Below are 19,572 nucleotides of genomic sequence, written 5' to 3' on the forward strand. Positions count from 1 at the left end.
GACCCGACACGATGCCGACGGCGGCGCCGAGATGCCTCAGCTCCCCCTCCTCGAAGCCGGTGCGGTCGATGCCCAGGTGGAGGTCCGACCGACCTGGCGCGGCTGGATCCACGCCGGAACCTTCCCCGTCGCGATCGCCGCGGGCGTGGTCCTGATCGCGCTCGCACAGGGCGCTCCGGCGAAGTGGGCGGCGGCCGTGTTCATGGTCACGTCGCTTCTGCTGTTCGGCAATTCGGCGCTGTACCACCGGTTCGACTGGGGGCCGCGGACCAAAGTCGTCCTCAAGCGCATCGACCACGCGAACATCCTGCTGCTGATCGCGGGCACGTACACGCCGATCGCGACGCTCGCCCTCGCCCCCGGGCAGGGCACGCTGCTGCTCGTCCTGGTGTGGTCGGGTGCCCTTCTCGGCATCCTCTTCCGGGTGTTCTGGATCCACGCGCCCCGCTGGCTTTACGTTGCCCTCTACCTGCTGCTCGGCTGGGCCGCCGTCATGTACCTCGGCGACCTGCTGCGGGCGAGCGTGGCGATGATGGTGCTCGTGATCGTCGGTGGCCTGCTCTACACCGGCGGCGCGGTCGTGTACGCGATGAAGCGCCCGAACCCGTGGCCGGGGCACTTCGGGTTCCACGAGATCTTCCACGTCTGCACGGTGCTCGCGTTCCTGTGCCACTGGAGCGCGTGCCTGTTGATCTCGCTGCAGCCCCTCAGCCCTTCGCTGGGTCTTCCGGGCTGACGTCGCCCGGCGCGGCGCCGGGGTCGTCCCCGGGGCCCTCGCCGCGGGCGGCAGCTTCCTCCGCGTCGAGCATCTCGTTGACGTCGGAGCGGTACTGCGCACGACGGATGCGGCGGAGCATGTCGATCGCGAGGAGCACGATGATCACGGCCACGATCGCGATCGCGATGAACCCGGCGACACCGGGGGTCACCGCCTCCGGCGGGGGCGTCGTCGGGGTGGGACTCGGCGAGACGGCGAGCCATCGCAGATCCGGCATGTGACCTCATTCCTCAGCCAGAGCGAATAGCCTGGAATCCCAGCCTAGAACGGATGCCGCATGACCCTGACCGACGTCGACCGCAAGCTGGCGGATCGGTACGGCCGCACGCGTTCCGCGGCGTCGCGTCGGTGGACCTGGGTGGTCATCGGGGTCATCGCCGTCGTTGCGACGGGGCTGCTGGGGTGGACGACCGTCTCGAACGCCGTCAACTCCGTCGACGCGGACACGACGGGCTTCACCCTCGTCGACGACCGCACCGTCGAGGTCCGTGTGCAGGTGACCGTGAATCCCGGCACGACGGTCGCCTGCTCGCTGGAGGCGCAGGACGCCGAGCACGGGATCGTCGGCTTCGCGGTCGTGGAGGTCCCGGCATCCGAGGATCACTCCCGCATCATCACGGAGCGGATCCCGACCACCGCGCGCCCCACCACGGGTTTTGTCCGTTCCTGCTGGATCATCTAGGCTGAAGGTTCTCGCGCCCCGGTGACTTGCCGGGGCGTTTGGCTTACCCATCGACCGCACCGGGAGATCACGTGTCCGAGACGTTCCTGACCCAGGAGGCCTACGACCGCCTCGCCGCCGAGCTCGAGGAGCTCTCGACGACGGGCCGCGAGGAGATCGCCAAGCGCATCGAGGCCGCCCGCGAAGAGGGCGACCTCAAGGAGAACGGCGGCTACCACGCGGCCAAGGACGAGCAGGGCAAGCAGGAGGCCCGCATCCGGACCCTCCAGCAGCTGCTGAAGGATGCCAAGGTCGGCGTCGCCCCCGAGTCCGACGGCACCGTGCAGTCGGGCACCGTCGTCACCGCGATCGTCGCCGGCGGCGAAGAGGTGTTCCTGCTCGGCAACCGCGAGATCGGCGCGAACAGCGAGCTCGACGTCTACAGCGAGGCTTCCCCCCTGGGCGAGGCCATCATGGGCCTGCGCGAAGGCGAGAAGACGAGCTACACCGCTCCCAACGGGCGCGAGATCACGGTCGAGGTCGTCAAGGTCGAGACCTACTCGGGTCAGTGACGCGGGCGGGTCGATGACCCGGGTGCGCCGGCACGCTCAGTTCGGGACGACCGTCGGGGCGTAGCCGGCGTCCTGCAGGATCGCGAGGACCTGCGCGCGGTGCTCCTCGCCGCGCGTCTCGACGCTCAGCTGCAGGATGACCTCGCTGATCTGCAGTCCCTGTCCGTGGCGGGTGTGCAGGACCTCGATGACGTTCGCCCCGACCACCGACAGCAGCTCCGACACCCGCGCCAGCTGACCGGGACGGTCGGGCAGCGGGATCTGCAGCGTCATGTAGCGTCCGGATGCCGCGAGCCCGTGCGCGACGACGCGCTGCAGCAGCAGCGGGTCGATGTTGCCGCCCGAGAGGATCGCCGCCGTGGGACCCGACGCGGTCACCTTGCCGGTGAGGATCGCGGCGACACCCACGGCGCCGGCGGGCTCGACGACCTGCTTCGCGCGTTCGATGAGCACGAGGATCGCCCGCGCGATGTCGTCGTCGCTGACGGTGACGACCTCGTCGATGAGGTCGCGGATGATGTCGAACGGGATCGCGCCGGGCCGCTTGACGGCGATGCCGTCGGCGATGGTCGGCGAGGTGTGCTCGGCGTCGATCGGGCGCCCCGCGAGGAGCGAGCCGGGGTAGCCCGCGGAGTTCTCGGCCTGCACACCGATGATGCGGATCGCGCGACCCTCCGCCGCGGCGCGGGCCTTCGCGGCGGCGGCGACTCCCGCCGCCAGTCCCCCGCCGCCGATGCCGACGACGATGGTCTCCAGGCCCGGGATCTCGTCCATGAGCTCGAGCCCGAGGGTGCCCTGGCCGATGATGATGTCGTGGTTGTCGTAGGGCGGGATGAAGACCGCACCGGTCCGCTCGGCGAACTCCTGCGCGAGGCGGAGCGGGGTCTCCACCGTCGCGCCCTCGAGGATGACGTCGGCGCCGTAGCCCCGCGTGGCGAGGAGCTTGGGGACGGGAACACCGAGCGGCATGAAGATCGTGGCCGGGATGCCGAGGGTCTGCGCACCGAGTGCGACACCCTGCGCGTGGTTGCCCGCTGAGGCCGCGACGACGCCGCGCGAGCGCTCCTCCGCCGTCAGGCGCGACAGCCGGTAGGTCGCCCCGCGGATCTTGAACGACCCGGTGCGCTGCAGGTTCTCGAGCTTGAGGTGCACGGGCGCGCCCAGCACGCCCGAGAGGAACTCCGAGTCCTCGACGGGCGTCCGCGAGACGACGCCGGCGAGTTCGGTCGCGGCGGTCTCGAACTCGGCCAGGGTCGGGGCGGCGATCTTCGCCTGATCGGTCACGCGGTCATCCTCCTGCGTCGCGGCACGGTACTCCAGATGAGGTCGTCGGGGCCGGGGTCCACCGGTTGCTCCCACCCGCGCCGCGAGAGGTAGAGCCAGACGACGTTGACGAAGGCGGCCAGCGGCACGGCGAACACCGCGCCGGCGATCCCCGCGACCATCGCCCCGCCGGCGACGGCGAGCACGACCGCGAGCGGGTGCACCTTGACCGCCGAGCCCATGAGCAGCGGCTGCAGGACGTGGCCTTCCAGCTGCTGCACGCCGAGGACGATGACGAGCATCCAGAGTGCGATCCACGGCCCGTTGTACACGAGCGCGAGGAACACGGCGAGTGCCCCGGTCAGGACGGCGCCGACGAACGGCACGAAGGCGCCCAGGAAGACGAGTACGCCGATCGGGGCCGCGAGCGGCACGCCGAGCAGCGCCGCACCGAGCCCGATGCCGATGGCGTCGATCGTCGCGACCAGGAGCTGGGTCCGCGCGTAGTTGATGACCGTGCGCCATCCCGCCCGGCCGGCTCCGTCCACGGCGGAGCGTGCGCGCACCGGGAAGAGCCGTACCGTCCACCGCCAGATCCCGCCGCCGTCGGCGAGCGTGCAGATGAGGATGAAGAGGGTCAGCAGAATGCCGGTGACCACATGACCGAGCGTGGAGCCGATCGCCAGGGCGCCCGAGAGCAGGAGTTGGGCCTGCTCCTGCAGGATGCCGAACGCCTGCCGGACGGCGTCGTCGATCTGGCCGCCCGTCAGGTGCAGCGGCCCCTCGATGAGGTAGTCGCGGAACTGGGCGATGCCCTGGACGGTGCGGTCTCGGACGGAGGCGGCATCCTGCGTGATCTGCCAGATGGCGATCCACAGCAACCCGACGACGACGGCGATGGTCAACAGCAGGGTGAGGATCAGGGCGAGCCAGCGCGGCAACCGCCGCTGCAGCAGCCACGAGAACAACGGCCACACAAGGGCTGTGATGAGGATCGCCGCCAGCAGCGGGATGATGAGCAGGCGCAGCTGGATGACGATCCACACGAGCACCGCGATCGCCGCGGCGAGGACGAGGAAACGCCAGGCGTAGGCGGTCGCGATCTTGAGACCCCGCGGAACCGTCTGGGACACCTCGGTGGAGACGGTGCGCGCGCGGAGCGCGTCGAAGAACCCGTTCCGGTGCTTGTCGTCGGTGCCGCTCACTGGGCCATCCTAGGCCGTGCGCCCCGGGCGACGCGGCGCGTCAGAACTGGATCCGCGGCGGCTCGGCGATCGCCGCGCCGTCGACCACCTCGAAGAACTCCCGCTCGCCGAATCCGAGCCGCCGGGCGAAGAGGTTGTTCGGGAAGACCTTGATCTTCGTGTTCAGCTCGCGGACGCCGCCGTTGTAGAACCGGCGGGACGCCTGGATCTTGTCCTCGGTGTCGACCACGGCCTGCTGCAGCTGCAGGAAGTTCTGGCTCGCCTGGAGCTGCGGGTAGGCCTCGGCGACCGCGAACAGCGACTTCAGCGCCTGCTGCATGTGGCCTTCGGCGACGCCCGCATCGGCGGGGGTGGTCGCGGTCAGGGTCTCGGCACGTGCCTGAGTGACGTTCTCGAAGACCGCCTTCTCGTGGGCGGCGTAGCCCTTGACGGTCTCGATCAGGTTGGGCAAGAGGTCCGCGCGGCGCTTGAGCTGCACCGTGATGTCGCTCCACGCCTCATCGACCCGCACGTTCAGGGCGACGAGCGAGTTGTAGGTGGCCCAGAGGTAGACGCCGACGATGACGAGGAGGGCGACGACGACGAGGACCGGGATGAGGATTTCCATGAGTCTCCGATCGATAGCCTGATCATCCTAACGAGGCCGACCCGGTGGATGCGGGCGCCCGGCCGCACTTCCCAGGCGTTGCACACGGGGTGCGACTTGTAGTGTCGGTGGGGTGACGGGTCTGCGCACGCATCGGTACCTCCGACTCGCCCTCGTCGGCATCGTCGTGGCCCTGGCGGCATCCGTCCTCATCGAGCTGATACGCAGCGGCGGGCAGCCCCTCCCGTCCATCAGCGACTACTACTACTCCCCCGCGGGCGGCGTCTTCGTCGGCGCGCTAACCGCTGCCGGCGTCGCCCTGCTGGTCCTCTCTGGCCGCGACACGGAGTCCATGCTCCTCGACATCGCCGCCGTGTTCGCCCCGCTGATCGCCATCGTCCCCACCGGCTACCGCGGTGAGCCGTCCGTCCCGTCGGAGGTCCTGCCCACCGTCCGGAACGGGGTCGGCGTGTACCTGACGATGGTGACGATCCTCGTCGCCCTGGGCATCGTCCTGGCGGCACGCGGGGACCTGGCCTGGCGACGGGTGGCGATCGTCGGAGGCACCGCGTCCGCGGTCGTCATCGCTCTCGCGACCCTCGCATTCGCCCCGGGCCCTGCGGCTGTGTTCCCGTTTCCCGGTGGAATCAACCTTCACCTGGTCGCCACGGTCTGCTTCTTCGCGATGTTCGCGGCGATCCCCTGGGTGACGTCCTTCGGCGAGGATCCCCCTGCGGCGGGATATCGCCGCGTCTACCTCGCGGTGTCCATCGTCATCGCGGCGGCCCTCGTCACGACGGTCGGCGCGGCGATCGCGAACCCGGACACGGTGGGCGTGCTGATCGGCGAAGCGGTCGCCCTGGGCGCGTTCGCCGTGTACTGGACCGCGCAGACCATCGAACGATGGGGGGATGCCGATCCGCCCAGCATCGTGCCGGCGTCGTACCCCCGCTGGGACTCGAACCCAGACTGAAGCGATTTTAAGTCGCCTGCCTCTGCCATTGGGCTACGGGGGCCTCCCGTCAGCGTATCCCCGACACGACGCGACCCCCGCCGGCCGAGGCCGGAACGGGGGTCGCGGGAACGCTGTCGGTCAGCTCGCGGCGACCTTGCCGGTCTTCTCCGCGGCGACCGTCTTCGGGTCGATCGCGGGGGTCTCGGGGGCGGCCGGACGCGGACGCGCAGCGAACTCCTCGAAGACGTACCGGGGGTTCTGCAGCGTCTCCATCGAGACGTTGTCGCGGCCGAGCCAGAAGTTCTGCCACCAGTCGCCGACGACGCGGAACTTGCGCTCGAAGGTCGGCATGGCGAGACCGTGGTAACCGCGGTGCGCGATCCAGGCGAAGAAGCCCTTGATGGCGATCTTGCCGGACTGGAAGACGCCGTTGTAGAGACCGAGCCCGGCGACCGCGCCGAGGTTCTTGTGGAAGTACTCCTTCGGCTCCTCGCCCCGGAGGACGGCCACGATGTTCTTCGCGAGCAGCTTGCCCTGACGAACCGCGTGCTGGGCGTTCGGGACGCAGAACCCGCCGACACCGCCGCCGGAGAGGTCCGGGACGGCGGAGACATCACCGGCGGCCCAGGCGCCCTCGACGACCTCCTCGGGCGTGCCCACCCGCAGGTCGGCGCGCGTGCGCAGACGGCCCCGCTCCTCGACGGGCAGGTCGCTGCCGCGGACGACGGTGGGGTTCGCCATGACACCGGCGGTCCAGATGATCACATCGGTCGGGATGACCTGGCCCGTCGAGAGCTCGACATTCCCATCGACGGCGCCCTTGACCTGGGTGTCGAGGTGGACGTTGGCGCCGCGCTTGGCGAGGTCCTTGAGGACCCACTCGCTCGTCTTGAGCGACACCTCGGGCATGATGCGCCCCATCGCCTCGATGAGGTGGAAGTGCGTCTCCTCGAACGAGATCGTCGGGTAGTCCTTCAGCAGCGCACTCGCGAAGGCGCGCGTCTCGGCGAACACCTCGATGCCGGCGAAGCCACCGCCGACGACGACGACGGTCAGCAGACGGTCGCGCTCCGGCCCGGGAGGCAGGTTCGCGGCCCGGTCGAAGTTCGTGAGGATGCGGTCGCGGATCGCGACGGCCTCTTCGATCGTCTTCAAGCCGATCGCGTTCTCGGCGATGCCGGGGATCGGGAAGGTGCGCGAAACGGCGCCGGCGGTCACGACGATCTGGTCGTACTGCTCCTGCCACGGCTCGCCGACCTCGGGCGTGATCGTCGCCGTCTTGCTGGCGTGGTCGATGCCGGTGACCTTGGCGATGACGATGCGCGTGCGCTTCAGGTGGCGACGCAGACCGACCACGACGTGGCGGGCCTCGATGCCGCCCGCCGCGACCTCGGGGAGGAACGGCTGGTACGTCATGTACGGGAGCGGGTCGACGATCGTGACCTCGGCCTCACCCTTGCGGAGGTGCTTCTCGAGCTTCCACGCAGTGTAGAAACCGGCGTAGCCGCCTCCGACGACCAGGATCTTGGGCACAGTGGTAGTCACAGTCGGAAGAACTCCTTGATTCAACGGCTCGGCGGTCGCGGGGTGCGCGCCGATCGGATGCGCCGGGCAGCAGCGGTGACCCCGAGCACGATCAGTATAGTCCCCAGGCTGACCACGATCAGCGGCACCGTCCCGTAGCGCAACGAATCGCTGCTGGGCAGGAGCGGCGATGCGGCCGAACTCGGCGGCTCGGCCTCGGGCAGCGGTGCCACCGTGTAGGGGGTCGGGGTCGGGCTCGTCTGCGGGGTCGATTCGGCCCGGCGGTAGAGCCGGATCCACTCGCGGAGGTCGCCCATCGGGTTCGCCGAGACCTTCGCGACCGGAGCGGAGACCGCCTTGGCGGCGTTGATGAGGCCGTACCCGTACAGCGGGTCGGGCACCTTCTTCGCGCGCTCGCTCGGCGTCGCGGTGGCGATGATCCGCTTGATCACGTTCGCGGCATCCAGGTCGGGGTGCGCGGACCGCACCAGGGCGGCGACTCCGGCGACGATGGGGGCCGCGCCGCTCGTGCCGTCCCAGATGACGAGGTCGCCGTTCGCGGAGACACCCAGCAGCTCCTCGCTCGGCGCGGAGATGCCGATGACGATGCCCTGCGTGGAGGCCGTCCGACTCGCGCGTCCCTCCCGGTCCACCCCGCCCACCGTCAGGACGCCCGGGATCGTCGCGGGGGCGCCGACCTCCTCGGTGCCGCTCTCGCGGTTGCCGGCGGCGACGACGACCACGACGTCGTGGTCGAACGCGTAGAGGAAGGCGTCGTCCCACGACCGGTCCCAATCGAGGGTGTTCGTCGTGAACGAGAGATTGATCACATCCGCGCCGTGATCGACCGCCCACCGAATCGCCTCGGCGACCTGATCGACGAACGGGACGCTCGCTGAGCTGCCGAAGCCGATCGAGAGCGACAGCAGGTCGGCCTCCGGGGCCACCCCGATCATGCCCTTGTCGGCCGCCGTCCCCCGGCCTGCGGCGAGAGACGCGACCCAACTGCCGTGGTTACGGTCGCTGTCTCCCACGGGTGTGCGGCCGTCGGCCTTCCCCACCCCGGAGAAGTCGGCTCCTCCGACGACGGCGCCGTCGAGTTCCTTCGGCCCTTTGCCGATGCCCGTGTCGATGACGGCGATCGTCGTCCCGGCGCCCTTGGTCGTCTTCCAGGCCTCGGAGATCCCGTACTCCTTCAGCCAGTACTCCATGTTCCGCACCGGATCGACCGGCGGGGGCGTCGGCGACGGGGCGGGCGCGGCCGCCGTGAGCACCGCCGTGACGGCGACGACGGCGGCGGCGAGAAGGGCGCGGACTCCCCTCATCCGGTCACCCTCGGCGTCGCGCAGGTGCACCGCTGCGGCGACCACGACCCGCGCGCGAGGGCGATGTCGCCGATCGGGTTCACTCCGGGACCGGCGGCGAGCGAGTGCGCGGCGAGGGCGTGCAGGCACTTCACGCGGGTCGGCATCCCGCCCGCGGACACGCCGGCGATCTCGGGGACGGCACCGTGCACCTCGCGGTCGGCGAGGTAGGCGTCGTGGGCGCGGGCGTAGGACGCCGCGAGGTCCTCGTCGGCGGCGAGGTCGTCGTTCAGCTCCCGCATCACCTGGGTCGCCTCGAGGGCCGACATGGCGGCCGTCGCCCCCGGATGGGTCAGGTAGTAGAACGTGGGGAACGGGGTGCCGTCGGGCAGCCGCGGTTCGGTGGCCACCACCGTCGGATTGCCGCAGACGCACCGCGCCGCGATGCCGATCACGCCGCGCATGGGGCGCCCCAGCTGCTCACGCATGGTGTCGTGATCGGCGGCTGACGCGGGCGAGAGTGTCGGATGAGGCACCGGTCAAGGGTACCGGGCGACGCGCGTGAGAGCTGGGCGTCAGCCCGGGGCGACGGTCTCTGCGAGTCCCGCCTCGGTCACGGAGCGCAGGAACTGCGTCATCCAGTCGCGCTGCGTCTCCTGGACGTCATCGCTCACGGAGCGCTGCGCGGGCTCGATCAGGTCGGTGGGGAGGTCGTCCGCGACGAGGTACACGACCTCGCCGGGGCGCCGGTAGTACAGCCGCTCGCGGGCCTGGGCGACGATGTAGGCCTCGTCGCGCCAGCGTTCGCGCTCGCTCGTCAGCTGGGTGATCTCGTCCTTCGTCGCCTGGACGTCGTGGGTGAGCGCCGCGATCTGCTGCCGCTGGTCGACGTAGGTGCCGATCGTCGGAACGAGGACGAACGCCGCGAGCACGACGAGCCCGAGCATGATCCCCATGAACCCCGACATCCGGATGCCGCCGACCCAGTCGCGGACGTCGACGCGTCGACCCGATCGGGGCGTGCGATCCTCGCCGCGCGGGGTCCGGGACGCACGGGAAGGGGGAGCCGATGGTCGGTCCACGGCTCCCCCTTCTCGTCGGTGTCTGTGCGGTGCGCGTCAGGCGGTGAAACGCGGGAACGCGGCGGCGCCGATGAACTCCGCAGCCTCGCCCAGGTCTTCCTCGATGCGCAGAAGCTGATTGTACTTCGCGACACGCTCGCTCCGAGCGGGCGCGCCCGACTTGATCTGACCCGAGTTGACGGCGACGGCGAGGTCGGCGATCGTCGTGTCCTCGGTCTCACCCGAGCGGTGCGAGAGCATCGTGGTGTAGCCGGCGCGGTGCGCGACGTCGATCGCGTCGAGCGTCTCGCTGAGCGTGCCGATCTGGTTCACCTTGACCAGGAGCGAGTTCGCCGCTCCGCGCTTGATGCCGTCGGCCAGGCGCTGCGGGTTGGTGACGAAGAGGTCGTCGCCGACGAGCTGCACCTTCTTGCCCAGGCGCTCGGTGAGGGCGGTCCAGTTCTCCCAGTCGTCCTCGGCGAGGGCGTCCTCGATCGTCACGATGGGGAACGAGTCGACCAGGTCGGCGTAGTAGTCGGTGAGCTGCTCGGCGGTCCAGTCCTTGTTCTCGAGGCGGTAGACGCCGTCGTTGAAGAACTCGGTCGCGGCCACGTCGAGGCCCAGGGCGATCTGCGAACCGGGGGTGAAGCCGGCCTTCTCGATCGCCTTGACGAGGAAGTCGAGCCCCTCGCGGTTGCTGGGGAGGTCGGGCGCGAACCCACCCTCGTCACCCAGGCCCGTCGCGTAGCCGGCGGCCTGCAACTCCTTCTTCAGGACCTGGTAGACCTCGGCGCCCCAGCGCAGCGACTCGGAGAAGCTCTCGGCGCCGATCGGGGCGAGGAAGAACTCCTGCATGTCGATGCCGTTGTCGGCGTGCTCGCCGCCGTTGATGACGTTGAACAGCGGAACGGGCAGGACGCGCGCGTTCGGTCCGCCGAGGTAGCGGTACAGCGGCAGGTCGGCGCTGTCGGCGGCGGCCTTCGCGACGGCCAGCGAGACGCCGAGGATGGCGTTCGCACCCGTGCGCGACTTGTTCTCGGTGCCGTCGGTCTGGATCAGAACCTCGTCGATGAGGCGCTGCTCGCTGGCCTCGAGGCCCTCGATGGCGGGGCCGAGCTCGTCGATGACGGCGTTCACGGCCTTGAGAACGCCCTTGCCGCCGTACCGGCTCTTGTCACCGTCACGGAGCTCGTACGCCTCGAAGGCGCCGGTGGATGCGCCGGAGGGGACGGCTGCGCGCTGGACGATGCCGTCGTCGAGCAGGACCTCCACCTCGACGGTCGGGTTGCCGCGCGAGTCCAGGATCTCGCGTGCGCCTACTGCCTCGATCAATGCCACGGGGGTTTCTCCTTGCTTGTGGAGGATGGAACGGGAGCGTCGTCGGTCCGCCCCCGAGTCTAGTGAGGCGCGGGATGCCGCACAGGACCCGCCGTCACACGACGAGCGCGATCGCGATGCCGTCCCACCCCTTGCGGTCGAGGGTCTGCAGCGCGGTGGCCTCGAACCGGGGGTCGTCGCGGAGCATCGCGAGACCGGCGCGGACGCCGTCGACCTGGGCCCCGGCATCCGTCTCCACCACATGCCCGGAGCGGACGACGTTGTCGACGACGACCACCGTGCCGGGGCGGCCGAGGCGCGCTGCCCAGTCGAGGTAGAGGGTGTTCGACTCCTTGTCGGCGTCGATGAAGACGAGGTCGAACGGCTCGCCGCTCTCGAGGGCCGGCAGGACGTCCGCCCCGCGCCCCTCGCGCACCTCCACCCGGTCAGCGACCCCGGCGCGCTCGAGGTTGCGTCGGGCCACCGCGGCGTTGTGGGGCTCGGCCTCGATCGAGACGACGCGCCCCTCGGCGGGGAGCGCGCGGGCGAGCCAGATGGTCGAGTAGGCGCCGAGGGTCCCGATCTCGAGCACGCGCCGCGCCCCCGTCATGCGCGCGAGGAGGTGCAGCAGCTTTCCCGACAGCGGCGCGACCTCGATCTCGGGGAGCCCCTCCTCGGCGAGCGAGGCGATCGAGGCGGCGAGCGCGTCGTCGTGGGCGACGAGGGTCGACGTCAGGTAGTCGTCGACGTCGTTCCAGCGAGCGGGGACCGGATCGTACGGGTGTGGATGCGCCATGCCGCCACTCAATCGCCCCGGCGCGCCGGCGTCAACGCGGCGTAGGCGCTCAGCAGGCCCGCCGCGATCGCGGCGTCGTCGACCGTGACCGTGAGGGTGCGGCCGTCGCGGCGGCGCACCAGGAGCCCCTCGCCCGCGCGCAGCACGACGCCCTGACGCCCGCCGCCGGGCCAGCGGATGCCCCACCCGCCGAACTCCCCGAACGGCGAGACCTGGACGAGCTCCGCCGAGACGATGTCCTGCGTCGGGACGTGCACACGCGGCCATCCCGCCGCGGAGACGGCGGTCAGGCCGTCCGGGTCGACGCGCACGTGGAAGCGCAGGGTCGTTGCGACGACGACGAACAGCACGACGACGATGAGACCGGAGATGATCGCCGTCACGAGGTCGCCGAAGAAGACGACGGGCAGGACGGCGAGGCATCCGATCGCGAACGCGATCCACAGGACCACGGCTCCCCCGCGGGCGAGGGTGACCCCCTGCATCCAGACAACCCGCTCCCCCGCGCGGACCGGCACCTCGGCGGCCGGCATCGTCGGGGTCGGACGCCACGGGACGCGGGGTTGCACGGCCCACCCGATCCATCCCGCGGCAGCGGCGGCGAGGAGCACGCCCGGCAGGAGCAGCACGGGAAGAGCGGCGTCCGCATCCGTCCTTCCGACCTGGATGCCGAGGGTCGCGACGCCGAGGCCACCGATGAGCACGGCGAGTCCGAACGCGACGGCTCCCAGGAGGCGGTAGGCGAAGCCGTGGTCGCCGCGGCGCAGCCCGCCCACGCTGGCTCCGAAGAGGGTCGCGGGAAGCCCGAGGCCGAGGATCGCGGTGACGAGCGGGACGGTCCAGGCGGGCGCGAAGCCGTCGGGCTCCCCCGTCCACCCCCAGTGGGTCGCGACGACCGCCGGCACCGCCAGAAGGAGCAGCACCTGCGCGACGACCGCGACGAGGATCACCACGGCGGGGAGCAGCAGGGCGACGAGGGTGAACCGGCGGCGGACGACGGTCAGGGTGTCAGTGGTCACGAGCAGCCTCCTTGACGAGAGCGGACAGGGTGTCGGGCGAGACGCCCAGGGCACGGGATTTATCGACCAGGGCCGCGATCTCGGCTCGCAGGCCCGCGAGGGCGGCCCCTGCCGGGGTGACCACGGCGCCGCGGCCGCGGCGGAGGTCGATGAGACCTTCGTCGCGGAGGTCCTGATAGGCGTGCAGCACCGTGTGGAGGTTCACCTGCAGCGCCTCGGCGACTTCGCGTGCGGCGGGGAGTCGCTCCCCTGCCCCGAGACGGCCGCCGGTGATCTCGGCGCGGAGCCCGGCCGCGATCTGCGCGAACAGCGGAACGGTGCTCTGTGGGTCGACCCGGATCAACATACGGTAATTATAGCGCAACTATAATTAGTCGGGTGGTCGCCCCAATCCGGTACGCTCGCGCCGTGTCCTCCCCTGCTCTAGCGCGCCGCCTCGGTCTCGGCGACGCCGTGGTCATCGGTCTCGGCTCGATGATCGGCGCGGGCGTCTTCGCCGCCTTCCCGCCCGCGGCGGCCGTCGCCGGCCCCGGGCTGCTCGTCGGACTGGCGCTGGCCGCCGTCATCGCGTTCGGCAACGCGACCTCGACCGCGCAGCTCGCGGCCGTCCATCCGACCTCCGGCGGCGTGTACGCCTACGGGCGCGCGGAACTGGGGCCGTGGTCGGGCTTCCTCGCCGGCTGGGGCTTCGTCATCGGGAAGACGGCCAGCTGCGCCGCGATGGCGCTGACCTTCGCGGCCTACATCGCGCCCGCGGGGTGGGAACGACCCGTCGCCGCCGGCGCCGCCCTCGCGCTCGGCGCCGTGAACCTCTTCGGGATCACGCGGACGGCTCAGCTGACACGCGTGCTCGTCACGGTCGTCCTGATCGTGCTGACCGTCGTCGCCGTGGCGGGCTTCACGGCACCGAGCGCGCCCGGTCCCCTCTGGGGTGACGGGATCGCCGGCTCCGGCCCCCTCGGCATCCTGCAGGCGGCGGGCCTGCTGTTCTTCGCGTTCGCCGGCTACGCCCGCATCGCCACCCTCGGCGAGGAGGTGCGCGACCCCGCCCGCACGATTCCCCGGGCGGTCGTGCTCGCCTTCTGCGGCGCCCTCGTCGTGTACGCGGTCATCGGTGTCGTCGCCCTCCGCACCCTCGGACCCGACGGGCTCGCCGCGTCCACCGCGCCGCTCGTGGCCACTGTCGAGGCCGCAGGGTGGGATGCCGCGGCTCCGGTCGTCCGGATCGGTGCCGCCGCGGCATCCCTCGGCGCCCTGCTCGCCCTCATCGCCGGCGTCGGACGGACCACCTTCGCGATGGCGCGGGAGGGAGACCTTCCCCGGATCCTCGCCGCCGTGGACGCGCGTCACCGGGTGCCGCGGAACGCCGAGGTCGCGGTCGTCCTGATCGTCGTCGCCGTCATCGCGCTCGGCGACATCCGGGGCGCGATCGGCTTCTCGTCGTTCGGCGTGCTGCTCTACTACGCGGTCGCCAACCTCGCTGCGTTCCGCCAGCGGGGCACGGCCCGCCGGTACCCGCGATTCCTGCAGCTCGTCGGCGGCGTCGGGTGCGTCGTCCTCGTCGTCACCCTGCCGTGGCCGTCGGTGCCGATCGGGGTCGGGGTGCTGCTGGCGGGATGCGTCTACCGGTTGCTGCGTCTGCGCCGCCGCGCGTGATCGCGTCGCGCGCGACGGGCAGGAGCGCCTCGGCCGTTCGCCGGTAGCCCAGCGCGCTCGGGTGGAACCGATCGAGGCTGAACATGCCGTCGGGGTCGATGCGGAAGAACGGACCGACCGCGCGACGCAGCGACACCACGCCGGCGCCCTCGGCGCGCGCCCGGTCGGCCTGGGCCGTGGCGAGCTGCTGCGACGCACGGGAGCCGATGCTGCGCAGCGGCTGCGGCACGGCGCGGAGGGCGCCCAGGTCGGGGCACGTGCCGACCACGACGGCGGTGCCGACGGCGCGCAGTCGGCGGATCGCCTCCGCAAGGTGGGCTGCCGCCACGGCGACCGGCACCCGGTGCGTCACGTCGTTGCCGCCGACGATGATGACGGCGGCATCCGCCCGGTAGTCCGCCGGGAGCGCGTCGATCTGGCCGGCGAGGTCGGCCGATTCCGCACCGACGACCGCCCCCGTCCGCAGCCGCACGGGCCGGTCGAGCTCCCCTGCGAGACCCTTCGCGAGGCGTCCCCCGAGGGTCTCCTTGCGGTGCTGCGCACCGAGACCCGCCGCGATCGAATCGCCGAGCAGCAGCAGCTCGAGCGGCGTGCCCCCGAGTCCGGCCCGCCAGACCCGGTCGGCGGTCGGGGCGGCGTCACCGAGCGGCTTGCCGATCCGCCGCCGCGCGATCGCCGCCTGCCGCGCGAGCGCGATCCGGGTGCCGAGGACGACGGCGCCGACGACCACGAGGGCTGCGGCAACGGCGACGGGGAACGGAGTCCGAGCTGAACGTGGCACCACCGCATCCCACACCGCCCCGGTGAACGACGGGCGACGTCGCGGTGACGTGCGCGATCAGGTGCTGGCGGGCGAACGGAGGGAGTCCACCGCGGCGGCGATCCGCTTCTCGCGCGTCTCCGACTTCTTCGCGTCGATGACGGAACGAGCGACCTCCTTGCGGCGCGACGGCGCGAGCGCATCGAACGCGGCGCGCACCTGCGGTTCCGCGTCGAGGGCGGCCGCGAGGTCGTCCGGAACGTCGACTTCCCGCTCGTCGGTGTCGAGATCGACGGTCGCCTCGACCGCGTCCCCGATCTCGACGCCCAGCTCGGCGCGCGCCGCCTTCGACATACCGATCAGGTTGCGCCCGCCCATCACACCGAGACGCAGGCGCGCGCTGCGCCCCGCGATCGTCACCCGGACCGCGGCCCGCTTGCCGCCGCCGAGGGCCTCGACCTGTTCGTCTGTCAACTCGATCGCGGTGGCGGGGCCGTTCTTCGGCAGCACGGTGCGGACTGTGAGCGTCATGCGCGGAACGCTAGCAGCGCCGCGCAGCGCCGTCAGCCGAGCGGACGCAGCTCGATCGACGCGGACGGGGCGCCTGCGGACACGGTGCCGAAGGACGTGTACCCGTCGGCGGCGGACCGCTCCAACAGCCCCTTGAGGTTCTTCGCCCGCTGCTCGAGGCGCACACGCGCGCCCTGCGCGACGAAGAACGCCTTGTGGCCGGCGAGCTCGGCGAGGGGGACGTCGCGGTCGGCGATGAGGACGACGGCAGCGGATGCGGCATCCTCCCCCGCTCCGACGAGGTCCACGATCCGCTCGAAGCCGATGGAGAAGCCCACCGCCGGCACGTCCTGGCCGAGGAAGCGGCCGATCATGCCGTCGTACCGGCCACCGCCGCCGAGCGAGTAGGAGACCGAGGGATGCGCGAGCTCGTAGATCGTGCCGGTGTAGTAGCCCATGCCGCGCACGAGGAACGGGTCGAAGTGCAGGGGCACGTCGGTGGTCCCCCGCGCGGCGGCGACCGCGTCGCCGATGCCGACCAGGTGGCCGACGATCTCGTCCGAGACACCCTCGGGGAGCGCCTTGCGGATCTGCGCCTCGCCGAAGGGCAGGTACTCGCGCGTCTGCGGACGGGTCAGGAACGCCTCGAACGCGGTGACGGCGCCTTCGTCGGCGCCGCGGTCCCGCAGCTCGGCGACCACCCCGGCCGGCCCCACCTTGTCGAGCTTGTCGATCGTGATGAGGACGCCGGCGCGGTCCGCCTCGGCGAACCCGAAGGCGGCGAGCATCGCGTCGAGGGCGCGGCGGTCGTTGATGCGGATCGTGCCGCCCTCGAGACCGAGCGCCTCGAGGACGTCGAGGCTCGCCGTCAGCAGCTCGACCTCGGCCCGGGCCGTCGCGTCGCCGATGATGTCGATGTCGCACTGCACGAACTGGCGGTACCGCCCCTTCTGGGGCCGCTCCGCGCGCCACACCGGCGCGATCTGGATCGCGCGGAACACGGACGGCAGCTGTGCACGGTTGGTCGCGTAGAACCGCGCCAGCGGCACGGTGAGGTCGTAGCGCAGCCCCAGGTCGGACAGGGCCGCCGGGTCGTCGGCGGCCGCGCGGATGGCCTCGGCGTCGAGCCCGCGACGCAGGACGTTGAAGGCGAGCTTCTCGTTGTCGCCGCCGATCCCCGCGTGGAGCCGCTCGTAGTCCTCGACGACGGGGGTCTCGATCTCGTCGAACCCGTGCGCCCGGTAGCGGTCGCGGATGACGGCGAGCACCCGCTCGCGGCGGGCTTTGTCGGCGGGGAGGAAGTCGCGCATGCCGCGCGGCGGATTCACGGAGGGCACGGTCCTAGTCTCTCAGACCGCGCTCCCGCGGCCGCGCCTGCAGGCCCCGGGGCGACTCAGCGGGACTCGGCCGCGCGGACGTCCTCGGCGAGCGCGCGCAGACGCTGCCGCAGGGCGCGCTCGGCATCCCAGCCGGCCTCCCTCGCCTGCGCGACCAGCGCCAGCAGCGCCTCGCCCAGCTCCGCCTCGTCGGAGGGCGACGGCGTCGGTGGCGGCGGTGTCACCCCGACCTGGGCAGCCTTCCCGAGCATCTTCTGCGCGAGGGCGAGCGAGGGCATGTGCATCGACACCCCGTCGAGGACGCTCGTGCGCGTGCGCTTCTCGGCCGCCTTCGCCGCGTTCCAGTGGATCAGCACCTCGTCGGGTGTCGTCGCGACGGCGGCGCCGAACACGTGCGGGTGGCGACGGATCATCTTCTCGGCGAGCGCCGCGGCGACGTCGTCGATGTCGAACGGATCCGTCTCGTCGCGCGAGGCGATCTCGGCATGGAAGAGCACCTGCCACAGCAGGTCGCCGAGCTCCTCCTTGAGATCGGCGCGGGTGCCCGCTTCGACCGCGTCGACGAGCTCGGCGGCCTCCTCCTGCAGGTAGGGCACGAGGTCGGCGTGGTCGATCCGCTGGGTCCAGACGCACCGGTCCCGCACGGCGCGCATCGTCTCCGCTGCCTCCCGCAGGTGGTCGCGGCGGGGTTCGCGGGGCTCGTCCGTCATGACGGACACGATACGAGGGATGCCGCGGGCCGGGGTGATCGCCCGCGGCGATGGCCCGGCGGACCGCCGCGCGTAGGGTGGGACGGTGACCCCCGCTCCCACCGCCTCGGGTCCCACCGCACCCGCGCAGGCGACCCACGTCTCCCTCCTGACACTCAGCACGTTCGTCGTCGGCTCCATGATCGGCGCGGGGGTGTTCTCCCTCCCGGCGACCTTCGCGGAATCGACCGGGGTCGCGGGCACGCTGATCGCCTGGGCGATCGCCGGCGGCGGCATGTTCATGCTCGCGCTCGTCTTCCAGCGGCTCGCGGTCCGCAGGCCCGACCTCGACGCGGGCATCTTCAGCTACGCGAAGGAGGGGTTCGGCAACTACGTCGGCTACTTCGCCGCGTTCGGCTACTGGGCGAGCGCCTGCGTCGGCAACGTCTTCTACTGGGTCTTCATCACCGGCACCCTGGGCGCCGTCTTCCCCGCGCTCGGCGAGGGCAACACGCCGCTCGCGGTGGCGATCTCCTCCGCCGGCATCTGGCTCTTCTACGTCCTCATCCGTCGGGGCGTCCGCGAGGCTGCGGCGCTCAACCGGATCGTCACGATCGCGAAGACGGTGCCCATCGTCGTGTTCGTCGTGCTCTGCCTCACGGTCTTCGATCCCGCCGTGTTCGCCGCGAACGGGTCGGGCGACCCGGGCACCGGTCTCGGCGAGCAGATCCGGACGACGATGCTCGTGACGGTGTTCGTCTTCATCGGGATCGAGGGGGCGACCGTCAACTCGCGGCACGCGCGACGCCGATCGGATGTCGGACGCGCCACCGTCCTCGGCTTCCTGAGCGTGCTCGCCGTCTTCGCCTCGGTCACGGTGGTCTCGTACGGTGTCATCCCGCGTGCGGAGATCGCGGGGCTCCGCCAGCCGTCGATGGGCGGCGTGCTCGAGGCCGCCGTGGGCGGCTGGGGGGCCGCGTTCATCGGGGTCGCGCTCGTCGTCGCGGTGCTCGGCGCCTACCTCGCCTGGACCCTCATGGCCGCCGAGGTGCTGCTGTCGGCGGCGCGCGCCGGCGACCTGCCCCGGTTCCTGCAGCGCACCAACGCCAAGGACACCCCCACCGGCGCCCTCACCCTCTCGTCCCTCCTCGCACAGGCGATGCTCGTGGTCGTCCTGTTCGCGCAGAACGCCTTCGACGCGGCGCTCGAGCTCACGAGCGCGCTGGCCCTCATCCCGTTCTTCCTCTCCGCCGCGTTCGCGCTCAAGCTCGCCGTGCAGGACGGTCGCCGGGGTCGTCTCGGCGATGGGATTGTCGCGGTGCTCGCGACGCTCTACACGCTGTACCTGCTGTGGGCGGCGGGGGCGACGTACCTGCTGCTGTGCCTGGTCATCATCGTCCCCGGCACGATCCTCTTCGTCATCGGCCGACGCCAGCAGCGCGCGCGTGTGTTCACTCCTGCCGAAGCGGTGCTCTTCGGTCTCGCCGCCATCGGCGCGGTCGTCGCCGTCGTGCTCATCGCGCAGGGCGTCATCGCCGTGTGACGGTAGCGGGCACCGGCATCCACCGTCACGCGGAAA

22 protein-coding genes and 1 tRNA gene are annotated in these 19,572 nt (G+C 71.5%); 6 read left to right on the forward strand and 17 right to left on the reverse strand.

Annotated elements, in window-relative coordinates:
• Positions 1–31 precede the first annotated feature (31 nt).
• Positions 32–736 (forward strand): hemolysin III family protein, encoded by a 705-nt coding sequence (locus tag AB0P29_RS02220; protein ID WP_064002451.1) that lies wholly within the window; start codon positions 32–34, stop codon positions 734–736.
• Here the strand turns inward: AB0P29_RS02220 and AB0P29_RS02225 are convergent.
• A complete protein-coding gene (locus AB0P29_RS02225) occupies positions 708–995 on the reverse strand; it encodes a hypothetical protein (RefSeq protein ID WP_363378124.1) in 288 nt (95 codons plus the stop codon). The two genes, AB0P29_RS02220 and AB0P29_RS02225, sit on opposite strands and share 29 nt — an antisense overlap.
• A 60-nt stretch (positions 996–1,055) precedes the next feature.
• Between AB0P29_RS02225 and AB0P29_RS02230 the strand changes: the two genes are divergently transcribed.
• Together AB0P29_RS02230 and greA are read left to right on the forward strand one after the other, a co-directional pair.
• Positions 1,056–1,460: a DUF4307 domain-containing protein gene (locus AB0P29_RS02230; RefSeq protein ID WP_363378126.1), complete on the forward strand. Its 405-nt coding sequence runs from the start codon at positions 1,056–1,058 to the stop codon at positions 1,458–1,460.
• Between the two features lie 71 nt (positions 1,461–1,531).
• Positions 1,532–2,011: a transcription elongation factor GreA gene (greA, locus tag AB0P29_RS02235; RefSeq protein WP_064001754.1), complete on the forward strand. Its 480-nt coding sequence runs from the start codon at positions 1,532–1,534 to the stop codon at positions 2,009–2,011.
• Between the two features lie 36 nt (positions 2,012–2,047).
• Here greA and ilvA read toward each other — a convergent pair whose 3' ends face one another.
• The 3 genes from ilvA to AB0P29_RS02250 are packed head-to-tail and all read right to left on the reverse strand — an operon-like array spanning position 2,048 to position 5,086.
• Positions 2,048–3,295 (reverse strand): threonine ammonia-lyase, encoded by a 1,248-nt coding sequence (gene ilvA, locus AB0P29_RS02240; RefSeq protein ID WP_253034006.1) that lies wholly within the window; start codon positions 3,293–3,295, stop codon positions 2,048–2,050.
• Complete coding sequence (locus tag AB0P29_RS02245) at positions 3,292–4,479, reverse strand: AI-2E family transporter (RefSeq protein WP_363378129.1); 1,188 nt, start codon at positions 4,477–4,479, stop codon at positions 3,292–3,294. The genes ilvA and AB0P29_RS02245 overlap by 4 nt, the downstream gene beginning before the upstream one ends.
• Positions 4,480–4,519: 40 nt before the next feature.
• Positions 4,520–5,086, reverse strand: coding sequence for a LemA family protein (locus AB0P29_RS02250; protein WP_064001751.1), 567 nt, complete (start codon positions 5,084–5,086; stop codon positions 4,520–4,522).
• Positions 5,087–5,198: 112 nt separating this feature from the next.
• Here AB0P29_RS02250 and AB0P29_RS02255 point away from each other — a divergent pair, with 112 nt between their 5' ends.
• Complete coding sequence (locus AB0P29_RS02255; protein WP_253034008.1) at positions 5,199–6,038, forward strand: hypothetical protein; 840 nt, start codon at positions 5,199–5,201, stop codon at positions 6,036–6,038.
• Here AB0P29_RS02255 and AB0P29_RS02260 read toward each other — a convergent pair.
• The 9 genes from AB0P29_RS02260 to AB0P29_RS02300 all read right to left on the reverse strand — a co-directional run bounded on the left by AB0P29_RS02260 (position 6,009) and on the right by AB0P29_RS02300 (position 13,387).
• A tRNA-Leu gene (locus AB0P29_RS02260) sits at positions 6,009–6,081 on the reverse strand. The genes AB0P29_RS02255 and AB0P29_RS02260 overlap by 30 nt on opposite strands.
• Before the next feature lie 77 nt (positions 6,082–6,158).
• A complete protein-coding gene (locus tag AB0P29_RS02265; protein ID WP_253034009.1) occupies positions 6,159–7,553 on the reverse strand; it encodes an FAD-dependent oxidoreductase in 1,395 nt (464 codons plus the stop codon).
• A gap of 32 nt (positions 7,554–7,585) precedes the next feature.
• Complete coding sequence (locus AB0P29_RS02270; protein ID WP_253034010.1) at positions 7,586–8,869, reverse strand: S8 family serine peptidase; 1,284 nt, start codon at positions 8,867–8,869, stop codon at positions 7,586–7,588.
• Complete coding sequence (locus tag AB0P29_RS02275) at positions 8,866–9,336, reverse strand: DUF501 domain-containing protein (protein ID WP_064001748.1); 471 nt, start codon at positions 9,334–9,336, stop codon at positions 8,866–8,868. Before AB0P29_RS02275 ends, AB0P29_RS02270 begins: the two co-directional genes overlap by 4 nt.
• A gap of 87 nt (positions 9,337–9,423) precedes the next feature.
• Positions 9,424–9,930 carry a septum formation initiator family protein gene (locus AB0P29_RS02280; RefSeq protein ID WP_363378132.1) on the reverse strand — a complete coding sequence of 169 codons (507 nt, stop codon included), beginning with the start codon at positions 9,928–9,930 and terminating at the stop codon, positions 9,424–9,426.
• Between the two features lie 36 nt (positions 9,931–9,966).
• Positions 9,967–11,247, reverse strand: a complete 1,281-nt coding sequence (eno, locus tag AB0P29_RS02285) for a phosphopyruvate hydratase (protein WP_217530374.1) — start codon at positions 11,245–11,247, stop codon at positions 9,967–9,969.
• 94 nt (positions 11,248–11,341) lie between these two features.
• On the reverse strand, positions 11,342–12,022 hold the full coding sequence (locus AB0P29_RS02290) for an O-methyltransferase (protein ID WP_363378134.1): 681 nt from the start codon (positions 12,020–12,022) through the stop codon (positions 11,342–11,344).
• A gap of 8 nt (positions 12,023–12,030) precedes the next feature.
• Entirely contained in the window at positions 12,031–13,041 is a 1,011-nt protein-coding gene (locus AB0P29_RS02295; RefSeq protein WP_363378136.1) for a DUF1648 domain-containing protein, read from the reverse strand.
• Positions 13,031–13,387 (reverse strand): GntR family transcriptional regulator, encoded by a 357-nt coding sequence (locus AB0P29_RS02300; protein ID WP_253034014.1) that lies wholly within the window; start codon positions 13,385–13,387, stop codon positions 13,031–13,033. Before AB0P29_RS02300 ends, AB0P29_RS02295 begins: the two co-directional genes overlap by 11 nt.
• Positions 13,388–13,449: 62 nt before the next feature.
• On the opposite strand from AB0P29_RS02300, the gene AB0P29_RS02305 reads away from it, so the two are divergent.
• The gene (locus AB0P29_RS02305) at positions 13,450–14,697 is read left to right on the forward strand and encodes an APC family permease (protein ID WP_363378138.1); all 1,248 of its coding nucleotides are present in this window, start codon (positions 13,450–13,452) and stop codon (positions 14,695–14,697) included.
• On the opposite strand, the gene AB0P29_RS02310 is transcribed toward AB0P29_RS02305, so the two are convergent.
• From AB0P29_RS02310 to AB0P29_RS02325, 4 genes are all read right to left on the reverse strand, one after another.
• Positions 14,606–15,478: an SGNH/GDSL hydrolase family protein gene (locus AB0P29_RS02310; protein WP_363378140.1), complete on the reverse strand. Its 873-nt coding sequence runs from the start codon at positions 15,476–15,478 to the stop codon at positions 14,606–14,608. The two genes, AB0P29_RS02305 and AB0P29_RS02310, sit on opposite strands and share 92 nt — an antisense overlap.
• A gap of 57 nt (positions 15,479–15,535) precedes the next feature.
• Entirely contained in the window at positions 15,536–15,988 is a 453-nt protein-coding gene (locus tag AB0P29_RS02315) for a YdeI/OmpD-associated family protein (RefSeq protein ID WP_363378142.1), read from the reverse strand.
• Positions 15,989–16,020: 32 nt separating this feature from the next.
• On the reverse strand, positions 16,021–17,277 hold the full coding sequence (locus tag AB0P29_RS02320; RefSeq protein WP_311284448.1) for an ATP phosphoribosyltransferase regulatory subunit: 1,257 nt from the start codon (positions 17,275–17,277) through the stop codon (positions 16,021–16,023).
• Positions 17,278–17,360: 83 nt separating this feature from the next.
• On the reverse strand, positions 17,361–18,014 hold the full coding sequence (locus AB0P29_RS02325; RefSeq protein WP_253034018.1) for a MazG family protein: 654 nt from the start codon (positions 18,012–18,014) through the stop codon (positions 17,361–17,363).
• 85 nt (positions 18,015–18,099) lie between these two features.
• On the opposite strand from AB0P29_RS02325, the gene AB0P29_RS02330 reads away from it, so the two are divergent.
• On the forward strand, positions 18,100–19,536 hold the full coding sequence (locus AB0P29_RS02330; protein ID WP_308210376.1) for a basic amino acid/polyamine antiporter: 1,437 nt from the start codon (positions 18,100–18,102) through the stop codon (positions 19,534–19,536).
• Positions 19,537–19,572: the final 36 nt, after the last annotated feature.

It is taken from the genome of Microbacterium sp. NPDC080220, assembly GCF_040686395.1.
Classification (GTDB): Bacteria; Actinomycetota; Actinomycetes; order Actinomycetales; family Microbacteriaceae; genus Microbacterium; species Microbacterium gawkjiense.

Coding starts and splice junctions, on each gene's coding strand:
- AB0P29_RS02220 (WP_064002451.1), top strand. CDS start 32: ATGCCTCAGCTCCCCCTCCTCGAAGCCGGTGCGGTCGATGCCCAGGTG.
- AB0P29_RS02225 (WP_363378124.1), bottom strand. CDS start 995: ATGCCGGATCTGCGATGGCTCGCCGTCTCGCCGAGTCCCACCCCGACG.
- AB0P29_RS02230 (WP_363378126.1), top strand. CDS start 1,056: ATGACCCTGACCGACGTCGACCGCAAGCTGGCGGATCGGTACGGCCGC.
- AB0P29_RS02250 (WP_064001751.1), bottom strand. CDS start 5,086: ATGGAAATCCTCATCCCGGTCCTCGTCGTCGTCGCCCTCCTCGTCATC.
- AB0P29_RS02270 (WP_253034010.1), bottom strand. CDS start 8,869: ATGAGGGGAGTCCGCGCCCTTCTCGCCGCCGCCGTCGTCGCCGTCACG.
- AB0P29_RS02275 (WP_064001748.1), bottom strand. CDS start 9,336: ATGCGTGAGCAGCTGGGGCGCCCCATGCGCGGCGTGATCGGCATCGCG.
- AB0P29_RS02290 (WP_363378134.1), bottom strand. CDS start 12,022: ATGGCGCATCCACACCCGTACGATCCGGTCCCCGCTCGCTGGAACGAC.
- AB0P29_RS02300 (WP_253034014.1), bottom strand. CDS start 13,387: ATGTTGATCCGGGTCGACCCACAGAGCACCGTTCCGCTGTTCGCGCAG.
- AB0P29_RS02315 (WP_363378142.1), bottom strand. CDS start 15,988: ATGACGCTCACAGTCCGCACCGTGCTGCCGAAGAACGGCCCCGCCACC.
- AB0P29_RS02320 (WP_311284448.1), bottom strand. CDS start 17,277: ATGCGCGACTTCCTCCCCGCCGACAAAGCCCGCCGCGAGCGGGTGCTC.
- AB0P29_RS02325 (WP_253034018.1), bottom strand. CDS start 18,014: ATGACGGACGAGCCCCGCGAACCCCGCCGCGACCACCTGCGGGAGGCA.